This window comes from Kitasatospora sp. NPDC001159, assembly GCF_053598235.1.
In genome coordinates this window covers 1-24,444 of the sequence record NZ_JBSFJV010000022.1, presented here as the reverse complement: position 1 = coordinate 24,444, position 24,444 = coordinate 1, and the positions used below count along the sequence as shown (strand labels likewise).

Genomic DNA, 24,444 nt, shown 5'->3' with positions numbered 1-24,444 from the left:
GAGCGCTTTGAAGCGGTAGGAGCAACGAATGTTCGATCTGCATGTGCTGGCGGTCGGTGCCTTCGGCCGCGCGGTCGGGGACCGGCTGGCGAGCCGGCGCCAGGCCGTCGTCTCGCCGGAGACGGACCTGTTCCAGCCGGGCCGGTGGCCCCGGGCCCGGCTGCGGGTGGTCGCCGCCTGGCGGGAGACCCCGGCCCTCTTCGACCTGGTGGACCGGCTGGCCTTCGCCACCGGTACGCCCTGGCTGCCGGTGACGATGGGCGTCAGCGCCCTGCGCGTCGGCCCCGCGGTCCTCGGAGGACGAGGGCCCTGCTACCGGTGCTTCCTGGCCCGCCAGTACCAGCACCAGCAACTCCGTGAACTGGACCGCCGGCTGCTGCGCGCCTACGACGCCGATCCGGCGCTGGGACCGGACGGCTTCCTGGAAGCCCATGCCGTCCTGGCCGAGACCACGGCCGGCCTGGCCGCCGACGCTCTGCTCGGCGGCGAGGACCAGACCGAGCGCGGCCGGGTCCGAAGCTTCGACCTGCTGTCCGCCACGGTGTCCACCCTGACGGTGGTGCCCGTGCATGGCTGCGAACGGTGCGACCGGCCGGAGCCGGACGCCACCTGGCGCCGGCTCGCCGACGACCTGCGGGACCTCGGCGCGACGACCGCGACCGAACCGGCACTCATCATGAGGAGGGGGTGAATCCATGACCGCCCAGTTGTCCGCAGTGGACCTGGCGTACGCCACGGCCAACGATCCGCAGTTCCGCCTGCCCCCGCACCCGTCGGTGGTGCCGGGCGTGGTCCTGCACTGGTCGGAGGACGGCCTGATCGTCGAAGGCACGGGTACCCGGCGCACCCTCAGCGGCCGCTCCGCTCGGCAGATCCTCCCGGACCTGCTGCCGCTGCTCGACGGCACCCGCACGCTCGACGAGCTCTCCACCGCGCTCGGCCGGCCGGCCGCGCAGGTGCGCGCCGTCCTGCTGCTCCTGTACTCCTGCGGCCTGCTCCAGGGCGGGGTGCCGCGACACTCGGATCCGCAGTCGGTCCTGCTGGCCCGGCTGCTCGACAGCACCCGGGTGAACGCCAACGCCGACGAGGCCCAGGACCGCCTTCTCGGCGCGCCGGTCGCGCTCTGGGCCACCGGCCCGTTCGGGGACCTGCTGGCCGAGCGGCTGAACGCGATGGGCATGCGCACCGTCCACCTCGACGCCCCGGGCTCCCCGGCGGACGAGACCCCGGTGCTCGCCGTGCTCCACATCGACGCCGGCAACCTGGCCGACGCCCGTACGCTCTACCGCGCTCTGCGCCGCCGAGAGGTGCCCGTGCTGCTCACGGGGCCGGACGGCGACGGGTTCTTCATCGGCCCGTACAGCGCGAACGACCACGGCGCCTGCCCGGAGTGCCACCTTGCCCAGGTGCCGCCCACCTCGGGGGAGCTGATTACTTCGGCCATGTCGGCCGCAGCGGCGGCGCTGACCGCAGTGGAGGTGCTGGGGCTCGTCGCCCGGGTCGGCAAGCCGGCCTCGCTGCACGGCCGCACCCGCATCGACCTGCGCGCCGGACAGTCGGAGACCCGAACGCTTGCGCCGCGCCCCGGCTGCGACCTCTGCGGCGACCCTGCGGTCACGTTGCAGGACCCGCCGCCCGCCTACGCCTATGAGCACTCGGTGGCGTTCCCGCCGCGCCGGCTGGTGAACCCGAGGGACCACCAGGTCCACTTCGAGCCCTCGAACCTCGCGCTCCAGTACGACGCCAAGGAGTACCCGGACGCCGAGACGGTCGACCTGGGCGACCCGGATCTGGCCCTGCTGGACGGCGGTGCGCAGCCGCTCACCGTCGGGCTGCTGGGCACGCTGCTCGGGGCGGCCTTCGGGCTCAAGCAGCAGCCGCAGGACCGCCGGCAGAAGCTGCTGCGGTTCGCCCCGACCGGCGGAAACCTCGGCTCCCCGACGGCCTACCTCCTGGTCCGCGACGTCCCAGGGCTCCGGCCCGGCGGCTACGCGTTCCAGGCGATCGGCCACCGCCTGGCCCGGGTGGCCGAACTGCCGCCCGAGTACGCCGACATGGCTGAGCCGGTGCTGCTGGTCGTCACCGGGGCGCTGGTACGCGTCGCCCGCAAGTACCGGACCTTCGCCTACCGGGTGATCCATCTGGACACGGGTGTGGCGCTGAGTCACCTGTTGCTCGCGAGCCGACGCTTCGGCCTGCCGATGATCAACGAACCGGCCTGGGACGACGCCGCGCTGACGACCGCCCTGGGCCTGGAGCGTGAATTCGAATGCGTGACGGCCGTGGTGCGACTCGGCACCGCTGCCGGATCCCACCCCGGGGAGGGGGCACGATGAGCGACCTGCTGGATCTGATGGCCGAGCTCCGCCAGGACACCGAGCAGCAGTCCGTGGCGCATTACCGGGCCGCGATGGAGCTCGAAGTGCCATGGCGGTGGCACGGCGAGACCGGAGTCGACGCCCTGGCCGACGGCGGGCTGCTCCCAACTCTGCAGCGCCGCCGGGCGAACCGCTTCTTCGCGGACCGGCCGGTGGACGCCGAACTGCTCCGGAGGATGATCGAGGCCGGCCAAGGAGCCGACGCCGCGCTCTGGCCCGTCGAACGGGCCGCGCGACCGCTGGAGTTCCTGGTGGCGGCGCGCACGGTGACCGGGCTGAGCCCAGCCATCCACCGCTACGGCTCCGACGGTTTCGAGCCGCTCGCCGACATCTCCGGCGCCGAGGAACTGGGCTCCCTGGTGCTCCAGCCGGAGTTCGCGCTGGCGCCGGCCATCCTGCTGGCCACCGGCTCGCTGGAGGACGCGCTCGAATCGGCCGGCTCCCACGGCCACCGGCGCCTTCTGGAGCGCAGTGGCGCGGCCTGCGAAGCCGCCTGGCTCACTGCGGTCGACGAGGGTCTGTCCGGAAGCATCTTCGCGGGCTTCCTGCCGTCCGCGCTGAAGCGACTGGTGGGCATCGACGGGTTTCGACGGACGCAGTTGCTGGCCCTGGCCGTTGGCCACGCCTTCGACGCGTCCGGCGAGTTCGGCGGGGGATCGGCCAACGGCTGACCGCCCCGCACCGCTTCGATCCGACGAAAGGGGGTGACATCACATGGACCAGCTGAACGACCTTGACCTGATCATGGCCGAGGACGGCGCGTCCGGCCTGTTCCTGGAGGAGCTCCAGGACTCCGCCGCCGCCTACTCGACGATCGCGTCGGCCAGCACCGTCGGCACCGCCACCGGCTGCGCGAGCAGCTTCGGCTCCGCCAGCTCGTTCGGCTAACCGCCGACGAGCCCACGTCGAATCCGCATGGAGAGGAGGTGACATACATGCAGAACACCGAGCTCGAACTCGACCTGTTCGCGGCCGACGACGCCTCGGTCGAGATCCTCGCCGACAGCGCCGCAGCCTGGGGCACCCTCGGCACCCTCTCGTCCGCAGGCTCCGTGACCGGTTGCCTCGGCTCCGCGTCGACGGCCTCCAGCACCAGCCCCTGGTGACAGGAGCCCTGGTGCCCCCTTCGAACTGCGAAAGGAGGTGACACACATGCAGAACACCGACCTTGAGGTCGACCTGTTCGCAGCCGCCGAGGCCTCCGTCGAGGACCTGCCGGAGACCGGCGCCGCGGGCTGGAGCAGCGCCGGGACCGTTTCCTCCGCCGGCTCCGTGACCGGGACCTTCAGCTCCGCCGCCACCGTCTCCTCGTACAACAGCTGAGGACTGCGGCGTCTTGTCCCCGACGGATCGAACTTCGCGAAAGGAGGTGACAACCATGCAGCACCTCAACGAGGACGACCTGCAGCTCTTCCTGACCGACGAGCTGCTGGTCGAGGACCTGCCGGAGACGGCGGCCCTCGGTTCCTTCGGCAGCGTGGGCAGCTTCGGCAGTACGGTCGGCAGCTGCGCCTCGACCGCCAGCACCGGCAGCACCTTCAGCTGATCCGCGCGGCCACCCGCACCGGATCACCCACCACACGTACAGAAGAAGGAGGGAATCTCATGGAGAACATCCAGCTGGGCGACGACCTGGAGCTGGAGGCCTTCGTCGAGGAGCTCGACGACGCCACCAACATGTCGCTGTCCACCGCGGGCTCGCTGGCCTGCGCCGGCTCGTTCGTCGGCAGCTGCGCGTCGAGCGGCAGCAGCTTCTCGACCGCCTCTTCCTGAGACCGGCCCCTGGTGACCACCGGCGCTCGCGCCGGAACGTGACCAGGTAGGGGAGTCGCGTCGCTCCAATCGACGCGACTCCCCGTCTCCGCAGTCTCCCAGAGACCTGACCGGAGCGGACCAGTACCGATCCGGACGTGATACAGACACCGAAAGCGAGGACAACCGTGCCATCCAGCCCCGAGACCGTGGCACCGGAGCCGTGGCTCGACACTGAGCGGCTGCGCATGCGCGACGGTGTCGAAATCATCACCGGCGCCGGCGGCCGGACCATGCTGGTCTCCCCAGCCGGCCGGTACCTGAACATCTCGCCCAGCGGCCTGGCCATGCTGCGCCACCTGGGCGAGGGCATGACGGGAGCGGAGCTCATGGCCTCGCTCACCGAGCGCTACCCCGAGCAGCGCGAGCAGATCCGGGCGACCGTGCCCGACTTCCTCGCCGACCTGCGCCGTGCCTCGGTGCTCAACCTCGACCCCTTGCCGGCCACCGGCACCGAACGGGCCATCCGGTACGGGCGGCTCGACCTGGTCAAGCGCTTCCCCCTGGTACGCGACCCGAGCCGGTACGCCGACCCGGTCGCGGGCGTGCTGCGCCGCCTGCCCGTCCGGCCGCTGGCCACGCTGCTGCTGGCCGTGCCGGTGATCGCGATCCCGCTGGTGGTGCTCGCCCTCACCTCGTCGTCCGGCAGCACCCGGCCCACGGCGTGGATGGTGGTGACCGCCGTCGCGGTGATGCTGGGCGAGATCGTCGTGCACGAGTTCTGCCACGCGGTCGCCATGACCTACAACCGGATCCGGCCGAGGAACGCCGGGGTCGGACTGATGCTCTACCTGTTCCCGATGGCCTACGTGGACCGCACCGACAGCTACCGGCACGAGGGCCGGTTCGGGCGGGTGCTGATCTCCCTGGTCGGACCGATCTGCGACCTGGCCTTCGCTGGTGCCTGGTCCCTCGCGGCGCTGAACACGTCCGGCGACACTGCCCTCTTCTTCCGCATCCTGGTGGGCTTCCAGCTGATGGCGGTGACCGCGAACGTCAACCCGCTGTTCCCCAGCGATGGTTACCACGCCGTCGAGGCGGCCCTCGGCGCGATCAACATGCGGGGCCGGGCCCTGACCTACGTCCTGCACCGGCTCACCCGCAAGCCGCTCCCGCTCTACCTGCGGTCGATCTCCGGCCGGGCACGGGCCGGCTACGTCTGCTACTTCGCCATCAGCCTGCTGTACACCCTGCTCGCCGCCGGCCTGATCCTCTTCAACCTGCTCTCTCTCGCCATTGGGCTGATGTCGTGACCGACCCCAGTACGAAGCTCCGAACCGACTCCGCACCGGTCCTGCACGCGGCGTTCCGCCTCGACCGGGTCGCCGGACTCCCCGCTACGACCCTCACGCTCAGCGAGCCGATCCGGGAACAGCTCGACCGCCACGCCGAAGCCGAGGCGGAGCTGGCGGCGGCCGGGTCTGCGCTCGGCGACGCGATCTTCCCGCTGGTGCCCGAGGCGGACCAGAGCGCCCGGCGCAGGCTTCTGAAGACCAGGAGGATCGCGCACCGCGGCGGCGGACTGAGCGCCGAGGACCTGGCCTTCCTCGGCGAAGCAGGCGTTCCCGCAGCCGTCACCGAGCGCTGGCGCGGGGCCCAGGAGACGGTCACCCGCCGGCTGGGGGAGCTCCAGGACGCGGTCGCGGCCTGTTCGGCCCGTACCGCCGCCACCCTGCGCACCCACCTCGGTTCGGGGCCACTTGGCCTGTCCCTCCCGCTGGTTGCCGCGCATCTGCCGGAGAAGGTCGCCGACACGGAGCTGGAGCCGGGCGCCCGCACGTCCCGGACTCTGCTGAGCTACCTGGTCCGTACGGCACTGAAGCCGAGCCCACTGGGCCGGCTGACCACGGTCGCGCTGCACCCGCTGCCCGGGACGGAGCGGACCGGGCGCACCGAGACGACGATGCCGGTCGGCTTCGTCCACAGCCTGTTCACCGAACTCGCCGCCACCCCGCGGTTCGCCGACGCGTTCACCTACGCCCCCGCCCACCCGGTCCCGTCCGCGGACGGCCGTGCCTCCGTGGTGCTCACCTCGCTCACCGACAACGGAGGCTTCCTCTGGTCGACCGAGCGGATCGCCGACGCGGGCCTCTACCAGAAGGAACTCGACGAGGTGCACGCGTCCTCCGCCGCCCTCGCCCCGGGCCGGCTGGTCCGGTACGTGCGCACCGGGCTGCTCGTCCCGGTCGTCCCCTGGGAGGCGGGCAGCCCGAGCCCCCTGCTCGACCTGGCGAACGCGCTGCTCGACAGCACGGCCGCGGACGCCTTCGAGCTCGCCGGTCGCATGACCGTGCTCGACGGAGAGGTCCGTGCCGTCGCGGCGGCCGGGCCCGCCGACCGCCGACACCTGCTGGCCGGGATCCGCACCCGGGCCGACGAGCTCGCCGACCGGTGCGGAGCACCGCGCTGGACCGCGCAGCTCGTCCACGAGGACGGCGCCGGTCCCGACGTGGTCGGCCCGCTGCCCGACACGGTCGAGACCGACCTTCGGACCGTCGCGGGCACCCTGCGCCCCTACGTGGTCCGCTCGCACGTCTACGACGCCGTCCTGGACGCCTTCCGCTCCCGGTACGGAGCCGGCGGGCGCTGCGAGGACGCCGCCGGGTTCTTCATGCAGCTGCACGCCGACAGCACGTTCAAGGCCGCCTTCCACCGGGCGCGGATCAGCGACATGACGGTCGCCGCCACCGAGCTCGACGGGCGCGCCCACCTCCCGGTCGGGCGCACCTCGGCCCCGCCGTCCACCGCAGTGCTCTACCAGCTCGCGGCGAACGACGCCGAAGCGGCCCACCGCGGCGACTACCGCATGGTGGTCAACCAATACGGCAGTGCGCTCGGTGGCCTGGTCACCCGATTCGGGAGCCTGCTCGGCGAACAGGCGGTCGCGGACGCCCAGCTCGGCTGGCTGAGCTCGCTCTTCCCCGGCTGCGAGGTCCGCACCCTCACGTTCGCGAGCCAGGTCAACAACCTCCAGCACGCCGGGGCCGGCTACCTGCCGCAGATCCACTGGCCGGCCGAGCGGCAGCACCGCAGCGCCGACTCACTCGGCTTCGACCGGCTCGCTCTGCGGCACGACGCCGCGACCGACACCCTGGAGTTCGAGGACTCCACCGGGCGCCCGGTCGCGCCCGTGTACACCGGCATCGTGCCGGCCCACATCGCCACCGGAGCCGCCCGGCTGGCGCTGGCCGTCATGGACCCCTGGATCGACCGCTCGCCGCTCACCGGGGACAACCACCCGTTCCTGCGCGCTCAGGCACTGGCCGCCAGCGGGACCGAGGCCGTGGCCACGCCGCGGGCGACAGCGGGCCGCGTGGTGCTGCGACGGGCACGCTGGGTCCTCCCCGCATCCGCCTTCCCGGCGCCCGAGCGAGGCGAGTCCACAGCCGACCACCTGATGAGGCTGGACCGCTGGCGCCGTGACCGGAAGCTGCCCCGCGAGGTGTTCTTCCTCGCCCTGGGCGACGACCCGCTCGACGCCAACCGGCGCAAGCCCATGTGGCTCGACCTCGCCTCACCCCACTCCGTCGCCACCGCTCTCCCACTGATCGCGGGGGCGCACACGCTGCGCTTCGAGGAGGCGCTGCCCAGCCGTGAAGAGGCCTGGGTCGCCGGGTCGGACGGCCCTCGGATGTGCGAACACGTCAGCTTCCTGGCCTGGGACCGTCCCTCCGGAGATCACCGATGACCGCCACGACCGCTGTGCCGGACCGCCGCACCTGGCTGTACCTCAAGCTCTACCCCGGCCGCCTCGACCTGCTGGACGCGACCCTGATCGAGGTGGTGGCGCCGCTCGTCGAGCAGGTCGCGCCCTCCGCCACGCGCTGGTTCTACCTGCGTTACCTGGACGGCTCGGGCCCGCATGTCCGCCTCCGGTTCCACGTCGGCCTCGGCCAGGCCGACGCGCTCGTACTGCAACGGTCCGCGCTGATGGAGCAGTTGAGCCGCCTGACCGGCAGGCCCGGGCGCGCACCGCTGCCTGTCCTGCCCGTCCTCCCGACCGGCGAGGCCCGGTCGCGGATCGACGTCCGGTTCGACCTCTACGAGCCGGAGTATGCGAAGTGGGGCAGCCGTCAGTACCTGGAGGTCGCGGAGCGCGTCTTTCAGGCGTCCAGCTCGACGGCACTGCAGTTGCTCGTGGCCTCGGACGGCACCGTCGAACACCGGCTCGCGGTCGGCCGCCAGGTTGCGATGCAGTTCCTCGACCGTCTCGGCCTGGCCGAAGCAGAGCGCGACAGCTTCCTGCGGACCCACTACACCTGGTGGTCCGGTCTGAAGCACGCGGCACCCGCCGACGGCGCCGCCCGCGATGCCAACCTGCGGACAGCCCACGAACAGGTGCGTCCCGCAGTGCTGGAGAAGTCCGAACGGCTGGTTGAAGCGGGACATTTGATCGATATGGTCAACCGGTTGTGCGCCGATATGCTGATCGGTATCGAGAAGCGGGGGGCGCATCAGAAACCGCTGTACCTGGCTTTCCACCACCTGCACCTGACGCTCAACCGGCTCGGGATCGCACCCATGGAGGAAGCCCTGGTTTCCCTGCTGGCCGGGCCGGCGCCGGAACCCGGCGCCGCGAAGTCCGTCCGGAATCCCTCCGCGTTCCCCTCCGAGGAGTCGTAAGTGCTGGAACTTCACCAGGTCAGGAAGGCCTTCGGTGACCGTCAGGTCCTCCACGACGTGTCGATGGCCCTGGCACCCGGGAAGCTGACGGGCTTCGTCGGCTCGAACGGCGCGGGCAAGACGACCACGATGCGCATCATCATGGGCCTGCTCGCGGCGGACGCGGGAGAGATCAGCTGGCAAGGCTCGCCCCTCACGACCGAGCAGCGCCGGAACTTCGGGTACATACCGGAGGAGCGCGGGCTGTACCCGCGCCAGCCCGTGCGTGAGCAACTCGTGTACTTCGGCTCCCTGCACGGCATGACACAGCGTCAGGCCACCGCGCGGGCGAACGAGATCCTCGACATCCTCGGCCTCGCCGAGCGGGCCGCGGACAAACTGGAGGACCTCTCGCTGGGCAACCAGCAGCGTGCCCAGATCGCGGTCGCCCTGATGCACCGGCCCGAACTCCTGGTCCTCGACGAACCGTTCTCCGGCCTGGACCCGGAGGCTGTCGAAGCCCTGGGCGGCCTGATCCGCTCGTGCAGCGACGACGGCGTCCCGGTGCTGTTCTCCAGCCACCAGCTCGACCTGGTGGAGAAGCTCTGCGACGAGCTGGTCATCCTGTCCGGCGGCCGGATCGTGGCCGGCGGAACCGCCGCCGACCTCCGGGCGCGGCACGACTCCGTGATCCGCATCGACGCTCCGGCCCTCGACACCTGGATCCGCGACATCACCGGGATCAAGGTCCTGTCGGCGGACGGCGATTGTGCCCGGTTCACGCCGGTCGACGCAGGAGCGGCGGATACGGTGCTGCGCACGGCGCTGTCGCGCGGTCCGGTGTCCCACTTCGGCGAGGCGCCGGTGCCGCTGTCGGAGATCTACAAGGAGGTAACCCGATGACCGGGGCCCAGCAGAGGGAGCGGACCTCGCCGGTCTGGCTTCGTGTGGCACAGCGCGAGATCCGAGTCCGTACCCGGAGCAAGGCACTGTGGATATCGACCGTGGCGATGGTCGTCCTGATCGTCGGCGGGGTGATCGCCCTGCACGTCTTCTCCGGCCGCACCACGAACTACCAGGTGGCCGTCACCTCTCCGGCAGCCGCACAGGCCGTGTCCGCGGCCGCCCAGGCCACGTCGGAGGCCAAGATCGAGGCCCGGAACCTGGCCGACCGGGCAACTGCCGAGCAGGCGGTCAAGAACGGGGACGCCGACGCCTTCCTGTTCCAGGACAACACGGCCGGCGGGCCTGCCTGGAAGCTGGAGGCAAAGGGCAAGCCCGCGGCGGAACTTCAGGGCTACCTCGCCCAGGCGGTCGCGGCCCAGACCATGCAGCAGAACACCCAGACGCTCGGCGTCTCGCTGCCGGACGTCATGCGCGGCGCGGAGCTGACGCCCGTCGAACTGGACACCACTTCCGACCAGGCCGGCTACCAGTACGGCGTGACCTTCGTCTTCGGGCTCCTCTTCTTCATGTCCTGTCAGCTCTTCGGCACCACGACGGCCAACAGCGTGGTGGAGGAGAAGGAATCGCGGGTCGTCGAGGTGCTGCTCGCCGCGATCCCGACCCGTTCCCTGCTCATCGGCAAGGTCGTCGGCAACTTCGTACTCGGCATCGTTCAGATGGCCGCGTTCACCGCCTCGGGTGTGGTCACGGCGCTTGCGGTCGGCGGCGTGCCTCATCTCGGCTCGATCGCCGCCTCCAGCGGCTGGTTCCTCGTCTTCTACGTCCTCGGCTTCGGCACGGTCTGCTGCCTGTTCGCGGGGCTGGGCGCGCTGGCCTCCCGTACGCAGGACGTGCAATCCGCCACGGCGCCCCTTCAGATGATCATCATGGCCACGTACATGGTCTCGATCGTGGGTAAGGGAGCCGTCGTGACCGTCGCCTCCTACGTCCCCATCGCCTCCACCGTCACCATGCCGGCGCGGATCTTCGCGGGCACTGCTGCCTGGTGGGAGATCGCGACCTCCCTGGTGATCGCCGCGCTGTTCGCGGCGCTCACCGTCCGGATCGCCGCGCGTGCCTACCGCTCGTCGGTGCTGCACACCGGCAGCCGGCGCTCGCTGCTCGCCTCGTTGCGCGCGGACCGCGCCGAGGCCCGGCCGACGGGCGCGTAGCCCGCGCGTTCGGTCCGCCTCCGTCACCGGCCGGCACCTGACCGACCGGCCGGCCCAGAAAAGAAATGGAAGGAAACCATGAGCGACCACGTCGTCGTGGCCGAGATCGGCCTGACCAAGAACCGGTACGGCGCCGAGATCAAGACCTCCGAGCCGATGTCCCTGGAGCAGGCGCGAGCCTTCGCCCTGGAGGCCGCCCGCGGCGGCCACCCCGACTTCGCGCCGGCCGCGAAGGATGCCCGGGTGCTGCGGGTGGCGGCGGACCAGTACCTGGTGGTCGAGGGCCACCGGCTGAGCCCCGACAGCCTCAACCGGTTCACCGTGACCGAGGTCGTCGACCACAGCTGACCACCCCGACGCCAGAGCACCGCCGTTGATCGTCCCCCCGGCCGTTGACCGAGGGGACGATCGATCTGTCTGCGGACCTGGATCCGGGTGGCGTGATCTCGGTGAACGGCCGCCGACCCGGCGAAAGTGTGAGGCAGTCAACTGCTTCACACGATCGAACATCTGGCAAGATCGTGAGCGGTATGGTCGGTGCCTCGTTCGGCGGGGTGACAGCACCAGAGGAAGTCCCATGGTGACTCTGAGGATTCGGGGCTCGGCCGACCGGACCGCAGGGGATTGCCTGCGTCTGCCGGAGACGGCCTGCATCAGGCTCGTCGCCCTGCTGCCACCGCAGTGGCGGTGGCAGCAGACGATCGGCGACGGCTGTTTCACACTGGACGTACTGCTCGACGAACAGAGCGAGCTGGTCCCCGCACGCCTGCTCGTCGACCGCGCGTTCCGGGATCCCGGCCTGCGCGGCTGGACCTGGACACGCTAGCGCTGCCCGCAGTCGCGGCCGGCTCGGCGGGCGGAGCTCAGAGCCACCCCCGGTCGCGGGCGGCCAGCACGCCCTGGGCGCGGTGAGTGGCGTTCAGACGGCGCAGGAGGTGGGCGATGTGACCTCGGTAGGTCCGCACGGAGATGCCCAGCTCGCGAGCGCCCGCCTCGTCCTTCTCGACCCGGACCATGGTCTTCAGCACCTGCCGTTCGATCTCGCTCAGGTGCTCCTGGCCAAGGTCCTCGGCGGCCATCCAGAACCGCTCGAAGAGGGTGATGAGGCTGGAGATCATCCCCGGCTGGTGGACGATCAGCGCCCCGCGGCCGCTCTCCTGGGGGTCGATCGGCACCAGTGCGGTTCTCCGGTCGAAGATCAGCATGCGCTCCAACGGGCCGTCCAGAGTGCGGATGCGCGCACCCCGCGTACTCAACTCGGTGAGGTACTCGGCTGTTTGAGGGTCGTAAAGGGCATCGGTCCGCATGATCGTCCGCATGGCCAGACCGCGGCGCAGCGCCCGTACGTCGGCCTCCTGCGCGCCTTCGATGGCGGCGGTGGACAGCGGGCCGTTCGGCTGGACGGAGAGCAGCTCGTGGTGGGCGAAGAAGGCCAGTTCGTCGATGCGGGCCCGGACGCGGTCGGCGCCCTCGACCCGCTCCACGCCGTCCGGCGGGGACTGCCGCCGGCCGTCCCGCTGGTCGTCGAGCAGGACGTTGACCACGTGCCGGGACGAAATGACGCGCTGGATCTCCGCCTGGAGCTCGGTGAGCCTGGACTCGACCAGTCGTTCCATGACCAGGAACGGGTCCGGACGGGATCGCGAACCCGGGAGAGTGGCACAACGCTTCGGGCTTGGAGCCCGCCGTGTCCGGTCCGGCTCCAAGCCCGGTACGAGAGAAGCGATGGCGCCCGAAAGCCGGGACCTCCGTGGTTAGGCGGCGCGTCCGAAGCGGTCGGGGCGGCCCGATTCGAGGTCGGCCTCGGCAAGCGCGAGGGCGTCGGCCAGGGCGTGGACCGCCTCGTCCGCGGCGTACTTGAGCAGGTGCCCGTAGATGTTGATGGTCGTGGCCAGGGTGGAGTGCCGCAGGGTCTTGGAGACCACCGCCATGGGCACACCGGAGGTGATCATGATGGTGGCCGCGGTGTGCCGCAGGTCGTGCACCCCGATCCGCGGCAGCCCGATCTCGGCCGAGCGCCGGCGCAGCTCCTTCAGCACGTGCTGGGGCCGCAGCGGCGCGCCGTCCACCCCGGCGAAGACCAGTCCCTCCAACGGCGCGCCCGGCGGGAGCAGCGACTGCTGGTGGTCGGCCTGTCGCCGCAGGGCGTCCATGGCCCGCGCATTGAGGCTGACCCAGTTCAGGCTCGCCTTGGTCTTCGGCGGCCCCAGGTGCAGCTCGTTGTTGTTGACCGCGGACAGGGTCCAGCGGACGTACATCTTGCGCTCCATGAAGTGCACGTCCGTCCAGTGCAGGCCCAGTGCCTCACCGCGCCGCAGACCGGTCCCAAGGATCACCTCGAACAGGTCCCCCAGCTGGTCCGCGTAGTGCCGGGCGTTGTGGCGGAGGAACGCGGCGGCCTGCAGCGGGGTCCAGCACAGGCGCTCGGGCGAGGCCGGCCGCGCCGTGATCGCCCGCCGGGCCGGGTTGTAGGTCAGGCGCTTGCCGCGCACGGCCTGGCCGAGTGCGCTGCGCAGGGTCGCGCCGGCCCGGTAGACGGTGACCTGCCCGCGCCCGGCGGCGCGCTGGTCGGTACTCCACTTCTCGATGTGCCGGTCCTTCAGGTCGACAAGCCGCATCCAGCCGAAGGCGGGCAGCAGATCGTTGTGGACGTACGCCCGGTAGTTCGCGTAGGTGGAAGCCTTGAGGGTCTTCTCCTTCAACGCGAGCCACTCCAGCAGGTAGGCGCCGACGGTGATCTTCGGGTCTTCGAACACCCCGGTTCGCTCCGCGCCCAGTGCCAGCTCCAGTTGGTGCTGGGCGTCCTCCCGTGAGCGGTATCCGCTGCGGCGGCGGGTCTTTCGGTCCTCCTCCAGCCCCGGCAGGTCAACGGCGTACGCCCAACTACCGTGCCCTTCCTCCGCGTTCAATCGTGGGCAGGACGCTCCCAACTGCCGTCGACTCTCGTCGCGGCAACCACAGCGGCGGTAGACACGGCCCCGCGCGGCGAGCGGACTGTCGGTCATCAAGACTCCTTCGCTCAGGTGATCCTGAATCGACAAGTGCCCACCCGCCGCCGATTCCTTGGGAGTCGAGGAGCGGCGGGCGAGGCGTGCGGCGAGCGCGCGAAGCTCGCGACGGGGGCACGGATCCGGGGTGTGTAGACCGAATGCACCCGTCCGGCGGCAGGGCACACATCGCCTGGCGGCCGGGCAATTCGGCGGTCGATCGGCGATGTGCCGCAGCTGATCGACGGAAGCTGGCAGCTTTGCCGGGCTGCCGACGGGGCCGGCGGAATGCCACCGATGCGGCACGGGTATGCCAGTGGGCGTTTTCAACGCGATCACCGATCCGAGCCGCCCTGGCTGGGTGAGTTCCCGGGCTTCAAGGGCAAGGTCAAGCGTCACCCAAGTGGGCGGGTCAGGCGCGGCTCCGCCGTCGACCGGCAGGATGGCGCCGGTGACCATCGACGCGCGGTCGCTGAGCAGCCAGGCGGCGGCTTCGGCGACCTCGAGGGGCTCGGCCATCCGGCAGAGCGGGATCGACGCATTGATCCGCGCGACGACGCCGGCGGTCGCCGCCTCCCAGGTGTCGATCATCTGCGTGGCGGTGCCGCCGGGGGTGATGCCGTTCACCCGGATGCTCTGGGGGCCCAGGTCACGGCGGCGGTCTCGGTGATGCTGTTGAGCGCGCGCTTCATGGCGCCGTATGCGGGAAGGGCAGGGTTCGCCCGGCGGCTGCCGATGCTCGAGGTGTTCACGATCGCCCCGCCGCCGTTGCGGCGCATCAGCGCGGCCTCGGCCGTCATGGCGGTCCAGTGGGCCCGGAAGTTCACCGCGAACTGCTCCTCGACGTCCTCGTCGCTCGTGGTGTCGAGCGCCCCGGGCTGCTGGATGACCGCGCCGTTGTTGAAGGCGCCGTCGAGGCGTCCGTGCAGTTCCTCGACGCGGTCGACGGCGGCGCGGATGCTCGCACGGTCGGCGAGGTCCACCGGTACGGCGTCGGCGACGCCGCCCTCGGCGCGGATCCCGGTAACCAGGCGGTCGAGGGCGTCGGTGCTGCGGGCGGCGAGCACCACGGCGGCGCCCTCGCGGGTGAACAGCCGAGCCGCTGCCGCGCCGATGCCGCGGCCGGCGCCGGTGATGAACACGACCTTGCCAGTGAGAAGGCCGATGGGGGCGGTGGTGGTTTCGTACGTCATGCTGACAGCATCGACCGGCCCGGAATCCGTAGGCAGGCACAAGCAGTACCAGGATCCGCCGCCCCGAGGCGCGCACACTGGGGGCATGCACAAAAAGGAACTCGGGGCGTTCCTCCGCAACCGACGCGAGCGTCTGCGACCTGAGGACGTCGGCCTTCCCTCGGGTCCGCGGCGCAGAACCCCCGGGCTGCGCCGGGAGGAGGTCGCGGTCCTCGCGCACATCTCCACGGAGTATTACGTGCGGCTTGAACAGGGCCGGGCGCCACGCCCGTCAGGTGAGGTCCTCGCGGGAAGCGCAGGAGCGCTGCGGCTCAGCGAGAGCGAGTCCGACCACCTCCATGTCCTGGCAGGCACCTCGCCGATCCGGACCGGACGGCATTGCCGAGAGGTCCGCCCGAGCATTCTCACGCTCCTCGAACGGCTCCCGCAGACCGCCGCGTTCGTGACGTCCGCTGTGTTCGAGGTACTCGCGTGGAACGACCTCGCAACGGCGCTCATGGAGGACTTCGCCCGACTCGGTCCGGAGCAGCGCAACCTGGCCCGGAAGGCGTTCGTCGGGCCCGGCCGCGCCCGCGCCCCGCTGTACGGCGTCTCCGACGCGGCTGAGTTCCGGCACCACGTCGTCATGCGGCTGCGGACTGCCCTCGCCCGATATCCCGCAGACCCGGCGGTGGCCAGCCTCGTTGAGGAACTGCTCGACGGCAGCGCCGAGTTCGCCCGGCTCTGGGAGCGGCAGGACCCTCAGGCGGCGCCGATGCTCACGAAGTCGTTCCGGCACCCGGCCGTCGGAGAGATCACTGTCGACTGCGACTCCCTCGACCTCACCGACTCCGATCAGCACCTCGTGCTGTACACCGCACCGGCGGGATCGCCCAGTGCCGAAGCCATGGCGCTGTTGAACGTCCTTGGCCCCGAGAGTGTCGGCAGCGGGTGAGCTCGCCGTCGGTCGGTCAGGTCCGTCCGGTGGGGTCAGCGGAGTCCGAGGACCGCGTTGAGCAGTTCCTCGGGCGTCTCGACCTGGGGCAGGTGGCCGGTGCGGGGCAGCAGCGTGAAGGTGGCGCCCGGGATCGCAGCCGCGTAGGCCTTCCCGTAGTCGGGGTCGACGATGCAGTCGCTCTCGCCCCACAACACGTGTACCGGGAGAGCGAGTTCGCCGAGCCGCCGGAGCAGGGTCGGGTCGGTCATCGCGGGGCCGGCGTAGCCGACCAGGGCCCGCACGTCCGGGCTCGGCCCGGTGCCGCCGGCCGGTGGCCGCGGTGCCCTGCTCGGGTCGTGGAACGAGTACGTCTGGATCTCGGCCACCGACATGCCGCGGACGTCGGTCATCGGGTGGCCGTCGACCTGGATGCCGATGCCGTCGACGATGACCGCGTCGCTGACCCGGTGGCCGGCCCGGAGGGCGATCTCGGCTGCCAGCCAGCCGCCGAAGGAGTTGCCGATCAGGGTCACGTCGGTGAGGTCGAGGGTGTCCAGCAGTCGGACGTACATCTCGGCCAGTTCGGCGACGCCGGTCAGGCCTGTTGCCCTCGGGGTGCCGCCGAAGCCGGGGTGGGTGGGAAGCAGGACCCGCCTGCGGGTGCGCTCGGCGAGCAGGTCGGCGAAGCCCGCCATCGTCGGCACTCCACCTCCGCCGTGCAGCAGCAGAAACGGGTGGGTGCCGTCGCGATCCTGGACGGTCAGTTCGACGGTGCCCGCCGAGGCGACGTCGAGCCGGTGGGTCTCGGTGCGGGTGGGCGGGAGAGTGTCGGTCGGAACAGGGGTGGTCATCAAGTCCTCCAGAGACAGCCTGCGCAATGAGCAAGGAAGCTTATATAAGCATGCTTATGTAAGCAGGTTGAGTCAATGGGATAGGCTGGGGGGTATGAGACACCGCCCCGCCGAGGTGGGCCTTGCGGTCAAGCGGCTCCAGCACCGGCACCACCGAGCCCTCAACCGTGCATTGGCGCCCCTCGGGCTCTCCCTCGTGCAGTGGGACACCTTGCGCCACCTGCACGAGAACCCGGACGCCTCCCTGCACGACCTGGCGGTGCTGACCTTCCAGACCGATCAGTCCTTCGGTTCGCTAGCGGGCCGCATGGTCGACCGAGGGCTGATCGAGCGACTTCCCGGGCCGGGTCGCGCGGTGAGGCACCGGATCACGGAGGAGGGCGCGCGACTGCGCGCAGAAGGCCAGGCCATCGCGGATGCCCTGCTCACGTCCTCGTTCCAGAACCTCTCGGCCACCGAACTCGACCAACTGGGCGCACTGCTGGACAAGGCTCTCGGCTCCGACCCGGCGGGCGGTGCCGCGCACCCGTAGCCACGCATCGGTCGGTGGCCGGGACCGGGACGCCATCGGGGTCATGAGCGTCCTGGGATCTGTCCGGGCCGTGTCGGCTGCGCGTTTCGAGCCGGGTCTGTCCTTCACGCGGACGTGGCGCGAGAGCACCACGGCTCCCTGGGCGTCCCTGCGTGGGCGTGATCGGGAACGAGTTCGTGTTCGGACAGTGGCTTGTCCGGCTATGGGTCGCGGCCGAGGTGTCGGAGGGTGAGCTCGGGGAATGCGACGCCGCCGAGCTGCCCGGCGGGTCCGTGGACGGCAAAAGCCTGCACGGCGCCGCCAGGGTGAAAGGGCCGCAGGATTCCACCTGCTTGCCGCCGCGGAGCACGCCACCGGCCTGGCCCTGGCCCAGCTGCAGGTCTATCCCATGACCTGCCGTCCGCTGGCGGTGAAGGACGTCCTGACCGGCAGGCCCGCGAGCGTGCCCGCGGACTGCTCACGGCAGTCGGTCTCGAAGGCCGCGAACACGCGCACCCCGACCAGCTGTCCGGCGGCCAGCAACAGCGGGTGGCGCTCGCCCGGGCCTTGGCCGTCCGGCCCCGGCTGCTGCTCGCGGACGAGCCCACCGGCAGCCTGGACTCCACCACCGGCGCACAGATCACCGAGCTGATGCTGAAGCTGGCCGCGGAGCACGGCACAACCGTAGTGATCGCCACCCACGACGACGGAGTCGCAGCAGCCTGCGACCGCATAGTGAGGGTCAACGACGGTCGACTGGCCCTCTCCTGATCTGAATCAGCGCGCCGTTCCTGACCCGATCGGCACCCTCTCGCGCTACGCGACACGTTTGCCACCTCTCACGCGCCTCTCACGGACTGGATGTCATGAGGCGGCATTGGGCGTCACGTGTGCTGGACGCCGTAGGCCCTGACCTGCGAGTTCTAGACTGAGCGGACGGACCATCACCCCCTTTCGACCGCTGGGGGTCAAGGGGTCGCAGGTTCAAATCCTGTCGTCCCGACTTGCATAGCCGCAGGTCGTAGGCCGTTTCCGCTTCTGGCGGGAGCGGCCATTCTGGCGTTTGGTCAGCTGGTGGTCGCATGGTGGTCGCGTCCGATCACAGCGGGATGGGCGCCTGAGCTGCGTGTTGGTGGTGGTTCCTGCGTCGGCGGCCGGCGAGGTGGTCGCGGAACTGGTCGATCAGGTTCCTTGGCCTCTCTGCGCGTTGGGTGGTGTGGAGGGCGAGTTCGGCGCTGTCGAGGAGGCGGGCGATGGCGTCGACGGCTTCGCGGGCTGCTTGGCGGGTGAGGTGGCTGTAGATGTTCGCGGTGGTCGACAGCGTGCGGTGGCGCAGGGTCTTGGAGACGACCACGAACGGGACGCCGGCGTCGAGGGCGAGGGTGGTGGCGAGGTGGCGCAGGTCGTGGACGGCGATGCGGGGGACGCGGCCTGGTCGCAGAGCTTGTGGAAGCGGTTGAGGACGTAGTGGGGGTCGAGCGGGCGACCGTGGCGTTGGAAGACGTAGCCGTGGGCGGGGATGGCGAGGCCGAGGAAGTGGTGGTCGGCCTGGTCTTCGAGGGCTCGGCGGGCGCGGTCGTTGAAGCGCGGCCAGTGTGAAAAACAGGGGGAGGGGCACGCGGCGATGCCAGCGGGAAGATCGAGCGGTACGGCAGTCGTGGAGAAATCGGTCGCGTCGGAGACGGCGCGACCGGAGACGGCCGTGCCACTTCCTGCGCTGCGTGCCCCCGATCACCGGCTCGGCCGTTTCTGGCGCACCCGGGCGTGGTGGAACACCCCGCGCCTGGTGCGTGGGCTGGCCGGGCTGTGCCTGGTGGCGCTGCTCGGCGCCGGCACGGCGACCGCCACCGTTCTGGGCGGCGCCCGCGACGGCACGGACGTGATCGGACACCAGGCCGCCCCGCAGGTGGTGCGCTCGGCCGACCTCTACTTCGCGCGCGCGCTTCACGGCGGTCACCGTCGCCGGGCTGCCGCCCGCGATGATCTTCGTGCTGGGTGCCGTGCTGTCCAGCACCGACCCGGTGGCCGTCACGGCGCTCGGGCGCCGGCTGGCGCTGCCGGGGCGCGTCCAGGTGCTGGTGCAGGCGGAGAGCCTGTTCAACGACGCCACCTCGCTGGTGCTGTTCAAGGTGGCCGTCGGCATCGCCGTGGTGGTCGGCACCTCGGTGAGCGTGCCGGCGGCCGGTGGGGAGTTCCTGCTGCTCGGGGGCGGCGGCAGCCTGGTCGGCGCCGCCATCGCAGGCCTGGTGTGGCTGGTGCGCCGCCGCACCACCGACCCGGTGCTGGAGACGGTGGTCGCGCTGGTCACTCCGTACGCCGCCTACGTGCTGGCCGAATCCGTGCACACCTCGGGCGTCACCGCGGTCGTGGTCGCAGGGGTGCTGCTCGGCCGCTCCGGCCACCGCCTCACCGACGCCCACATCCGCCTCCAGCTGGGCGCCGTGTACGCCGTGGTGGTGTTCCTGCTGGAGAGCGTCGTCTTCTCGGTCGTCGGCCTGGAACTGCCCACGCTGGTCCGGGACCTGCCCGCGGGCATCAGCCTGTGGCCACTCCAGTCGTCGAGGAGATCGGCTCGGATATGATCCTTCACTTTTGCATTCAGCCCGGCGTGACTACGTTTGTCTATCCGCCTGCCGACCTCGCAATCCCGGCGTACAAGGACAGGGACTCCTGCTGATTCTCCGCCTGGAAATGGCTGACCGGGGCGCCGCCTGAAGAGGTGGCGCCCCGGTCGGTTCGTTTAGGGGTTTACGGGCGGGCTCTCGCTGGAAGGTGGTCGCGCAGCGGGCCGACCGCCAGTCCTTCTCGGGCACAGCGCTCCAGGAGCCGGGGCAGTGCGCCGAGGGTGGCCCGCCAGGAGCCGGGAGCGGAGGTGACGTCGGAGTCGTGCAAGAGGACGGTGCCTCCGTCAAGTGGGGATCGGGTGACGGTCCGTAGCACGGATTCGGGGGTGGCCCTGGCAGTCCAGTCGCGACCCCAGTGGCTCCAGAGGACAGGAGTCAGCCCCAACCGTCGGGCGGCTGAGAGTGCGGAGAGACTGAACACTCCGTATGGCGGGCGGTACCAGCGTGGTGCGGTCCCGGTCAGGTCGGCGACGAGGTCTCGGGCGCGGCGGACGTCGTCCCAGGCGTAGTGTGGGGAGCGGAGCAGCATCGGATGATGCCGGTAGCCGTGGACGGCGACCTCGTGGCCGGCCTCGACGAGGTCGCGACCGATCGATGGGGCCCGGAGGAGCATCCGGCCGAGTAGGAAGAACGTCGCCTGGACGCCTGCGCGTTCCAGCTCTGCCAGGAAGAGTGGTGTGGAGCGGGGATCCGGGCCGTCGTCGAAGGTGAGGGCCACATGACCTGGCTGGCCCAGGCCGCTGAGGCAGGGGGCGAGGTAAGGGCGCAGCGGGCCCACCGCAGTGAGGGCGGGCAGGCTGTGTGCCGCGATGGCGCCGGCGACCACGGTGGCGGAGACGGTCAGAGCACGGCTGGCGGTGGTGGGTGGGCGGTTCACTCGGCGGCGTTCAGGCTGAGTGCGGGCGGCTCCGGTGCGAACGGTACGAGCTGAGCCAGCTGGCCGGGGCCGGTGTGCCCGGGGATGGGGCACGGGTTCACGAGCCGTGCGATGGTGTGGTCGGGTGTCGGCCAGGCGGAGAACGCCTTCAGGGGGCCGGTCGCCCACCGGCCGGGAGCTTCGAGCACGGCCCGCAAGGTGGCGGCGAGCGCGGTCTTGTCGCGGATCCACACCGCGAGCCCGGCCTCGTTGAGCGCGGCCGCATTGCTGACTCCGTGACCAGGCAGGCATCGGTAACTCACCACGGGGACACCGCTTGCCATCGCCTCCAGGGAGGTGAGGCCACCGGCGTTCTGGACGACGACATCGGCGCTACGCAGCAACGCGGGCATGTCGCTGACCCAGCCAAGCGGCACACCGACACCGGTCTCGAGCAGGTGGTCGCGCAGAGCGGTGTTGCCACCGCAGGCGATGACGGGTATCGCAAGGCGGGTGACGGCGATCTCCCGAGCCGTCTTCTCCACGTCTCCCACGCCCCATGAACCGGCTACCACCAGGGCCAGTTGAGGGCCTATCGGCAGTCCAAGGCGGGCACGCTCGCTGCGGCGCTCCTCCTCACTCGAGGACGGGCGGAACGCGGGCGGCACGAGTGGTCCGGAGACGACGACTTCAGCCGCTCCGCGACGGTCGGCCTCGGCGGATGCGACGGGGTGCAGGGCGAGGTGGAGGTCGACTCCGTCGGCGACCCAGAGCGGGTGGACGGACATGTCAGTGAGGAAGGTGGCCACCGGGGCGGTCAGTCGCCCGGTGCGGCGCAGTCTTCCGAGCGCCTGGCTGGCCAACGGGTAGGTGGAGACCACCGCAGCGGTGTCCGGACCCGTCACCGCGACGGTGCGGCGGGCGGCCAGCCGCGCGAACATCCCGCCGACGGCACGTCCGAGGCGGCCGTGCCGTTCCAGGGCGCTCAACATCCACCCCCATGCCCATGGGGCGGCGTGCAGTTCGAAGGCATAGGCGTTGCGAAGCACTCGGCCGAGGCGCGGCGACAGCAGATTGAGGAAGTCATGGCGATCGACCTCGTAGCCGGCATCCGTCAGGCGGCGGGACAGTTCGTCGGCCGCCCCGTCGTGACCGGCTCCGATCTCGGCCGAGATCACGACGATTCGCCTCGGTGGTGATGCCATCTGAAGTCCTTTCGGCGCGGCTAAGCGCGTCAATGTGAAGCGGCCCGGCAACGCGCCAGGGCGCGTTGCCGTCCGGCAAGGGGACGTCTCCCCGGTGTGCGTCGTCCTGGCGGGTGGGGCCGTCAGTGGATGCGGATGCCGCCACTGGCGGTGGTCACGGTCAGGGAATGGGCCGCGTTGCGATCGTTCGGCACATCGACCTGCGGTGTCGTGCCCGTGTTGCGGGTGGTGACGTCGTAGCCGGCGGCTGAGGGGACGGAGAGGTCCACCGCGCCGTCCTTGGCGGTCACGTTCACCGGCACCAGCAAGCCCGACCCGAACTGGCGGGAGGTCTTCGCGCCCTTCCAGGTCAACGCCGAGCTGATGGCCCGCTACCCGGCGGCGGTCTTCATGCACGACCTGCCCGCCCACCGCGGCGAGGAGGTCACCGCCGATGTGCTCGACGGCCCGTCCAGCATCGCGTTCTGGCAGGCCGGTCACAAGCTGCACAGCGCCATGGCGGTGCTCGAGTGGTGCCTGTGCGGTCGGGGCGAGCCAGCCGGCCGGGCGTGAGCGTCGCCGCCCCGGTCGCCGGTCAGGTCACCGCGGCCGGGGTGCCACGGCGGCGGAGCCGTGCGCACCGCGGGCGGCCAGCCTGCGGGCGACCCCGTCCGCGAGCAGCAGCAAGGCGGCGGTCACCAGCGCGGCCATGTGTTCGTAACCCGCCAACTCCGGGTCCACCGCCGTGATCGCGGCCGTCAGCAGCACCACGCCCAGCGCGGTCCAGCGCGCCCCGAACCGCCAGGCGACCAGCAGGCCCAGCCCGATCACGGCCGCCGACGGCCCGGTGTCCCGGACCTGGGCGAATGCGGCGGGCAGGTGGAGCAGGTGGCCGGGCGGCCGGGACACCCCGAAGCGCGCGTAGCAGGTGCCCACCAGCGAGCAGGCGTACCCGACGGCGAGCGTGCGCCACGGGCCGAGGGTCAGCTCGGCGATCGCGAAGACCACGAACACCTGGGCCAGCGCCCCCCAGACCGGCAGGCCCAGGGCCGGCACGAATATCGAGACCGGGAAGCGCAGCAGCGCGACGTCCCACGGCTCGGTGGCCCGGACCACGCCTATCCGGGAGACGAAGGCCGCTCCGCTCGGGAACTCGTCGACCGCCGCGAACAGCAGCACCAGGCAGCTGGAGACCACGGTGAGGGTCAGTGCGGCGGCGCCCCTGGCCCGCAGCCGGGCGCGCGCCCGGCGGTAGAGCAGGCCCCACTCGCTCTCGGCCGCGCGCCGGATGCCGGGATTGTTCACGACGGTCCTCCAGTCCCGATCAGGAGTCGATGGTGGCCGCACACCGGTCCGCGGCACCGGCGTGCGGCCGGCCGTCGGAGCCCGAGGTGCACGGCCGCAGCAGCGCGAAGTAGGCCAGGTCCGGTCCGGACTGCCGGATGACGTGCAGGCCGACGGCGTTGGCGTGCCGGGCCAGGGTCGCCGGGCGGATCTGGTGGCGGTCGAAGAACTCGCCGACGACCAGGCGACCGGTCGGCTTGAGGACCCGGCGCAGCTCGCTCAGGGCGGCGGGGACGTCCGGGATCTCGCCCAGCGCGGTGACCAGGTAGGCGGCGTCGAACGTGGCGTCATCGAAGGGGAGTTCGCGCGCGTCGGCCAGGGTGGGGACGATGGTGTCGAGGCCGGATCCGGCGGCCCGGCGCATCACGTGGTCGAGCATCTCCTGCTGGATGTCGACGATGTCCAGCCGGCCGTCGGTGCCGAGCCGGGGCGCCACCTGGAGCGACTGCAGCCCGGTGCCGGGACCGATCTCCAGCATCCGCTCGCCCGGCAGCGGCTGGAGCTGCTCGGCCAGCCGCTCCCAGGACAGGAACGGCAGTGGCAGGTCGAGCAGTCGGTGCTGCGCGTAGGGGTACGGCGCGGAGTCGGTCACCCACCAGGCGGTGGCCGCTGCCGCGACCGAGGCGCCCGCAAGGGCCCAGATGCCGGCCTTGCCGAACGGGGCGCGCAGGGGTGAGGAGGGGTGGCGCATGGTTCTTCTCCAACGTTGGTCGTCGGCGTGGGGCGGTGGTGCCCGATCAGTGAATGTGGATGCCGCCGTTGGAGGCGGCCACGGTGAGGGAGGCCGACGCGCCGTCGGAGTTCGGCAGGTCGATCTGCGGCGCGGAGCTGCTGCTGTGGGCGTCGATCCGGTAGCCGGTGCTCGAGGGCACCGCGAGGTCGACCGCGCCGTCGCCGGTCGTCATGGTGCACCGTCGGGCGGTGCGGCTTGGGGTATTGATCGTTCCACTCCTCGTTCTCGGGAAGGCCGGTGGCCTTCACCGGTGGTTCGCGGTGGCGGTGCGGGGCGGCGCACGCCGACCGCCACCTGGACGCGGCCGGCCCGCGCACCTGTGTGCTCGTCCTCGGC

28 protein-coding genes and 3 pseudogenes are annotated in these 24,444 nt (G+C 71.2%); 20 read left to right on the top strand and 11 right to left on the bottom strand.

Annotation, left to right across the window (positions count from 1 at the left end; genetic code table 11):
• The first annotated feature begins 28 nt into the window (after positions 1–28).
• From ACWC9T_RS14270 to ACWC9T_RS14200, 15 genes are all read left to right on the top strand, one after another.
• On the top strand, positions 29–691 hold the full coding sequence (locus ACWC9T_RS14270) for a TOMM precursor leader peptide-binding protein (protein ID WP_449821326.1): 663 nt from the start codon (positions 29–31) through the stop codon (positions 689–691).
• Positions 692–695: 4 nt separating this feature from the next.
• Positions 696–2,336, top strand: coding sequence for a hypothetical protein (locus ACWC9T_RS14265; RefSeq protein WP_449821325.1), 1,641 nt, complete (start codon positions 696–698; stop codon positions 2,334–2,336).
• On the top strand, positions 2,333–3,049 hold the full coding sequence (locus ACWC9T_RS14260) for a nitroreductase family protein (protein WP_449821324.1): 717 nt from the start codon (positions 2,333–2,335) through the stop codon (positions 3,047–3,049). The genes ACWC9T_RS14265 and ACWC9T_RS14260 overlap by 4 nt, the downstream gene beginning before the upstream one ends.
• Positions 3,050–3,092: 43 nt before the next feature.
• Complete coding sequence (locus ACWC9T_RS14255) at positions 3,093–3,266, top strand: thiocillin family RiPP (RefSeq protein WP_449821323.1); 174 nt, start codon at positions 3,093–3,095, stop codon at positions 3,264–3,266.
• 47 nt (positions 3,267–3,313) lie between these two features.
• Complete coding sequence (locus tag ACWC9T_RS14250; protein ID WP_449821322.1) at positions 3,314–3,484, top strand: thiocillin family RiPP; 171 nt, start codon at positions 3,314–3,316, stop codon at positions 3,482–3,484.
• Between the two features lie 46 nt (positions 3,485–3,530).
• Positions 3,531–3,701: a thiocillin family RiPP gene (locus ACWC9T_RS14245; RefSeq protein ID WP_360427149.1), complete on the top strand. Its 171-nt coding sequence runs from the start codon at positions 3,531–3,533 to the stop codon at positions 3,699–3,701.
• Positions 3,702–3,756: 55 nt separating this feature from the next.
• On the top strand, positions 3,757–3,924 hold the full coding sequence (locus ACWC9T_RS14240; RefSeq protein WP_360261953.1) for a thiocillin family RiPP: 168 nt from the start codon (positions 3,757–3,759) through the stop codon (positions 3,922–3,924).
• A 59-nt stretch (positions 3,925–3,983) separates the two neighbouring features.
• The gene (locus ACWC9T_RS14235; RefSeq protein ID WP_449821321.1) at positions 3,984–4,151 is read left to right on the top strand and encodes a hypothetical protein; all 168 of its coding nucleotides are present in this window, start codon (positions 3,984–3,986) and stop codon (positions 4,149–4,151) included.
• Between the two features lie 167 nt (positions 4,152–4,318).
• Complete coding sequence (locus ACWC9T_RS14230; protein WP_449821320.1) at positions 4,319–5,443, top strand: PqqD family peptide modification chaperone; 1,125 nt, start codon at positions 4,319–4,321, stop codon at positions 5,441–5,443.
• On the top strand, positions 5,440–7,878 hold the full coding sequence (locus tag ACWC9T_RS14225) for a lantibiotic dehydratase (protein ID WP_449821319.1): 2,439 nt from the start codon (positions 5,440–5,442) through the stop codon (positions 7,876–7,878). The genes ACWC9T_RS14230 and ACWC9T_RS14225 overlap by 4 nt, the downstream gene beginning before the upstream one ends.
• Positions 7,875–8,813, top strand: a complete 939-nt coding sequence (locus ACWC9T_RS14220) for a thiopeptide-type bacteriocin biosynthesis protein (RefSeq protein ID WP_449821318.1) — start codon at positions 7,875–7,877, stop codon at positions 8,811–8,813. The genes ACWC9T_RS14225 and ACWC9T_RS14220 overlap by 4 nt, the downstream gene beginning before the upstream one ends.
• On the top strand, positions 8,814–9,695 hold the full coding sequence (locus tag ACWC9T_RS14215; RefSeq protein WP_449821317.1) for an ABC transporter ATP-binding protein: 882 nt from the start codon (positions 8,814–8,816) through the stop codon (positions 9,693–9,695).
• Complete coding sequence (locus ACWC9T_RS14210; protein WP_449821316.1) at positions 9,692–10,909, top strand: ABC transporter permease; 1,218 nt, start codon at positions 9,692–9,694, stop codon at positions 10,907–10,909. Before ACWC9T_RS14215 ends, ACWC9T_RS14210 begins: the two co-directional genes overlap by 4 nt.
• 78 nt (positions 10,910–10,987) lie before the next feature.
• Entirely contained in the window at positions 10,988–11,257 is a 270-nt protein-coding gene (locus ACWC9T_RS14205) for a hypothetical protein (RefSeq protein ID WP_449821315.1), read from the top strand.
• A gap of 229 nt (positions 11,258–11,486) precedes the next feature.
• Positions 11,487–11,735 (top strand): hypothetical protein, encoded by a 249-nt coding sequence (locus ACWC9T_RS14200; protein ID WP_449821314.1) that lies wholly within the window; start codon positions 11,487–11,489, stop codon positions 11,733–11,735.
• Between the two features lie 37 nt (positions 11,736–11,772).
• Here ACWC9T_RS14200 and ACWC9T_RS14195 read toward each other — a convergent pair whose 3' ends face one another.
• From ACWC9T_RS14195 to ACWC9T_RS14185, 3 genes and pseudogenes are all read right to left on the bottom strand, one after another.
• Complete coding sequence (locus tag ACWC9T_RS14195; protein ID WP_449821313.1) at positions 11,773–12,525, bottom strand: LuxR C-terminal-related transcriptional regulator; 753 nt, start codon at positions 12,523–12,525, stop codon at positions 11,773–11,775.
• Between the two features lie 138 nt (positions 12,526–12,663).
• Complete coding sequence (locus tag ACWC9T_RS14190; protein ID WP_449821398.1) at positions 12,664–13,914, bottom strand: site-specific integrase; 1,251 nt, start codon at positions 13,912–13,914, stop codon at positions 12,664–12,666.
• A 402-nt stretch (positions 13,915–14,316) separates the two neighbouring features.
• Positions 14,317–15,089: pseudogene (locus tag ACWC9T_RS14185) on the bottom strand (SDR family NAD(P)-dependent oxidoreductase); the annotation flags it as partial.
• An 85-nt stretch (positions 15,090–15,174) separates the two neighbouring features.
• Between ACWC9T_RS14185 and ACWC9T_RS14180 the strand changes: the two are divergent.
• On the top strand, positions 15,175–16,023 hold the full coding sequence (locus ACWC9T_RS14180) for a helix-turn-helix transcriptional regulator (protein WP_449821397.1): 849 nt from the start codon (positions 15,175–15,177) through the stop codon (positions 16,021–16,023).
• Positions 16,024–16,058: 35 nt separating this feature from the next.
• On the opposite strand, the gene ACWC9T_RS14175 is transcribed toward ACWC9T_RS14180, so the two are convergent.
• Positions 16,059–16,856, bottom strand: a complete 798-nt coding sequence (locus ACWC9T_RS14175) for an alpha/beta fold hydrolase (protein ID WP_449821312.1) — start codon at positions 16,854–16,856, stop codon at positions 16,059–16,061.
• Positions 16,857–16,950: 94 nt separating this feature from the next.
• Here ACWC9T_RS14175 and ACWC9T_RS14170 point away from each other — a divergent pair, with 94 nt between their 5' ends.
• Together ACWC9T_RS14170 and ACWC9T_RS14165 are read left to right on the top strand one after the other, a co-directional pair.
• Positions 16,951–17,388, top strand: a complete 438-nt coding sequence (locus tag ACWC9T_RS14170) for a MarR family winged helix-turn-helix transcriptional regulator (RefSeq protein ID WP_449821311.1) — start codon at positions 16,951–16,953, stop codon at positions 17,386–17,388.
• Positions 17,389–17,709: 321 nt separating this feature from the next.
• Positions 17,710–18,138 carry an ABC transporter ATP-binding protein gene (locus ACWC9T_RS14165; protein WP_449821396.1) on the top strand — a complete coding sequence of 143 codons (429 nt, stop codon included), beginning with the start codon at positions 17,710–17,712 and terminating at the stop codon, positions 18,136–18,138.
• Positions 18,139–18,466: 328 nt separating this feature from the next.
• Here the strand turns inward: ACWC9T_RS14165 and ACWC9T_RS14160 are convergent, their stop codons facing one another.
• A complete protein-coding gene (locus ACWC9T_RS14160) occupies positions 18,467–18,721 on the bottom strand; it encodes a hypothetical protein (RefSeq protein WP_449821310.1) in 255 nt (84 codons plus the stop codon).
• Positions 18,722–19,316: 595 nt separating this feature from the next.
• Between ACWC9T_RS14160 and ACWC9T_RS14155 the strand changes: the two are divergent.
• A pseudogene (locus tag ACWC9T_RS14155) lies at positions 19,317–19,919 on the top strand (cation:proton antiporter domain-containing protein); the annotation flags it as partial.
• Positions 19,920–20,115: 196 nt separating this feature from the next.
• On the opposite strand, the gene ACWC9T_RS14150 reads toward ACWC9T_RS14155, so the two are convergent.
• The 3 genes from ACWC9T_RS14150 to ACWC9T_RS14140 form a co-directional block, all read right to left on the bottom strand.
• Complete coding sequence (locus ACWC9T_RS14150; protein ID WP_449821309.1) at positions 20,116–20,868, bottom strand: polysaccharide deacetylase family protein; 753 nt, start codon at positions 20,866–20,868, stop codon at positions 20,116–20,118.
• The gene (locus ACWC9T_RS14145; protein WP_449821308.1) at positions 20,865–22,025 is read right to left on the bottom strand and encodes a glycosyltransferase; all 1,161 of its coding nucleotides are present in this window, start codon (positions 22,023–22,025) and stop codon (positions 20,865–20,867) included. Before ACWC9T_RS14145 ends, ACWC9T_RS14150 begins: the two co-directional genes overlap by 4 nt.
• 149 nt (positions 22,026–22,174) lie before the next feature.
• Positions 22,175–22,342, bottom strand: a complete 168-nt coding sequence (locus ACWC9T_RS14140) for a hypothetical protein (protein ID WP_449821307.1) — start codon at positions 22,340–22,342, stop codon at positions 22,175–22,177.
• 4 nt (positions 22,343–22,346) lie between these two features.
• Here ACWC9T_RS14140 and ACWC9T_RS14135 point away from each other — a divergent pair.
• Positions 22,347–22,604: pseudogene (locus ACWC9T_RS14135) on the top strand (ornithine carbamoyltransferase); the annotation flags it as partial.
• A gap of 27 nt (positions 22,605–22,631) precedes the next feature.
• Here the strand turns inward: ACWC9T_RS14135 and ACWC9T_RS14130 are convergent.
• The 3 genes from ACWC9T_RS14130 to ACWC9T_RS14120 are packed head-to-tail and all read right to left on the bottom strand — an operon-like array spanning position 22,632 to position 24,280.
• Positions 22,632–23,336, bottom strand: a complete 705-nt coding sequence (locus tag ACWC9T_RS14130; RefSeq protein ID WP_449821306.1) for a hypothetical protein — start codon at positions 23,334–23,336, stop codon at positions 22,632–22,634.
• Positions 23,337–23,355: 19 nt separating this feature from the next.
• On the bottom strand, positions 23,356–24,066 hold the full coding sequence (locus ACWC9T_RS14125) for a class I SAM-dependent methyltransferase (protein WP_449821305.1): 711 nt from the start codon (positions 24,064–24,066) through the stop codon (positions 23,356–23,358).
• Between the two features lie 46 nt (positions 24,067–24,112).
• Positions 24,113–24,280, bottom strand: coding sequence for a hypothetical protein (locus tag ACWC9T_RS14120; protein ID WP_181799220.1), 168 nt, complete (start codon positions 24,278–24,280; stop codon positions 24,113–24,115).
• Positions 24,281–24,444 lie beyond the last annotated feature (164 nt).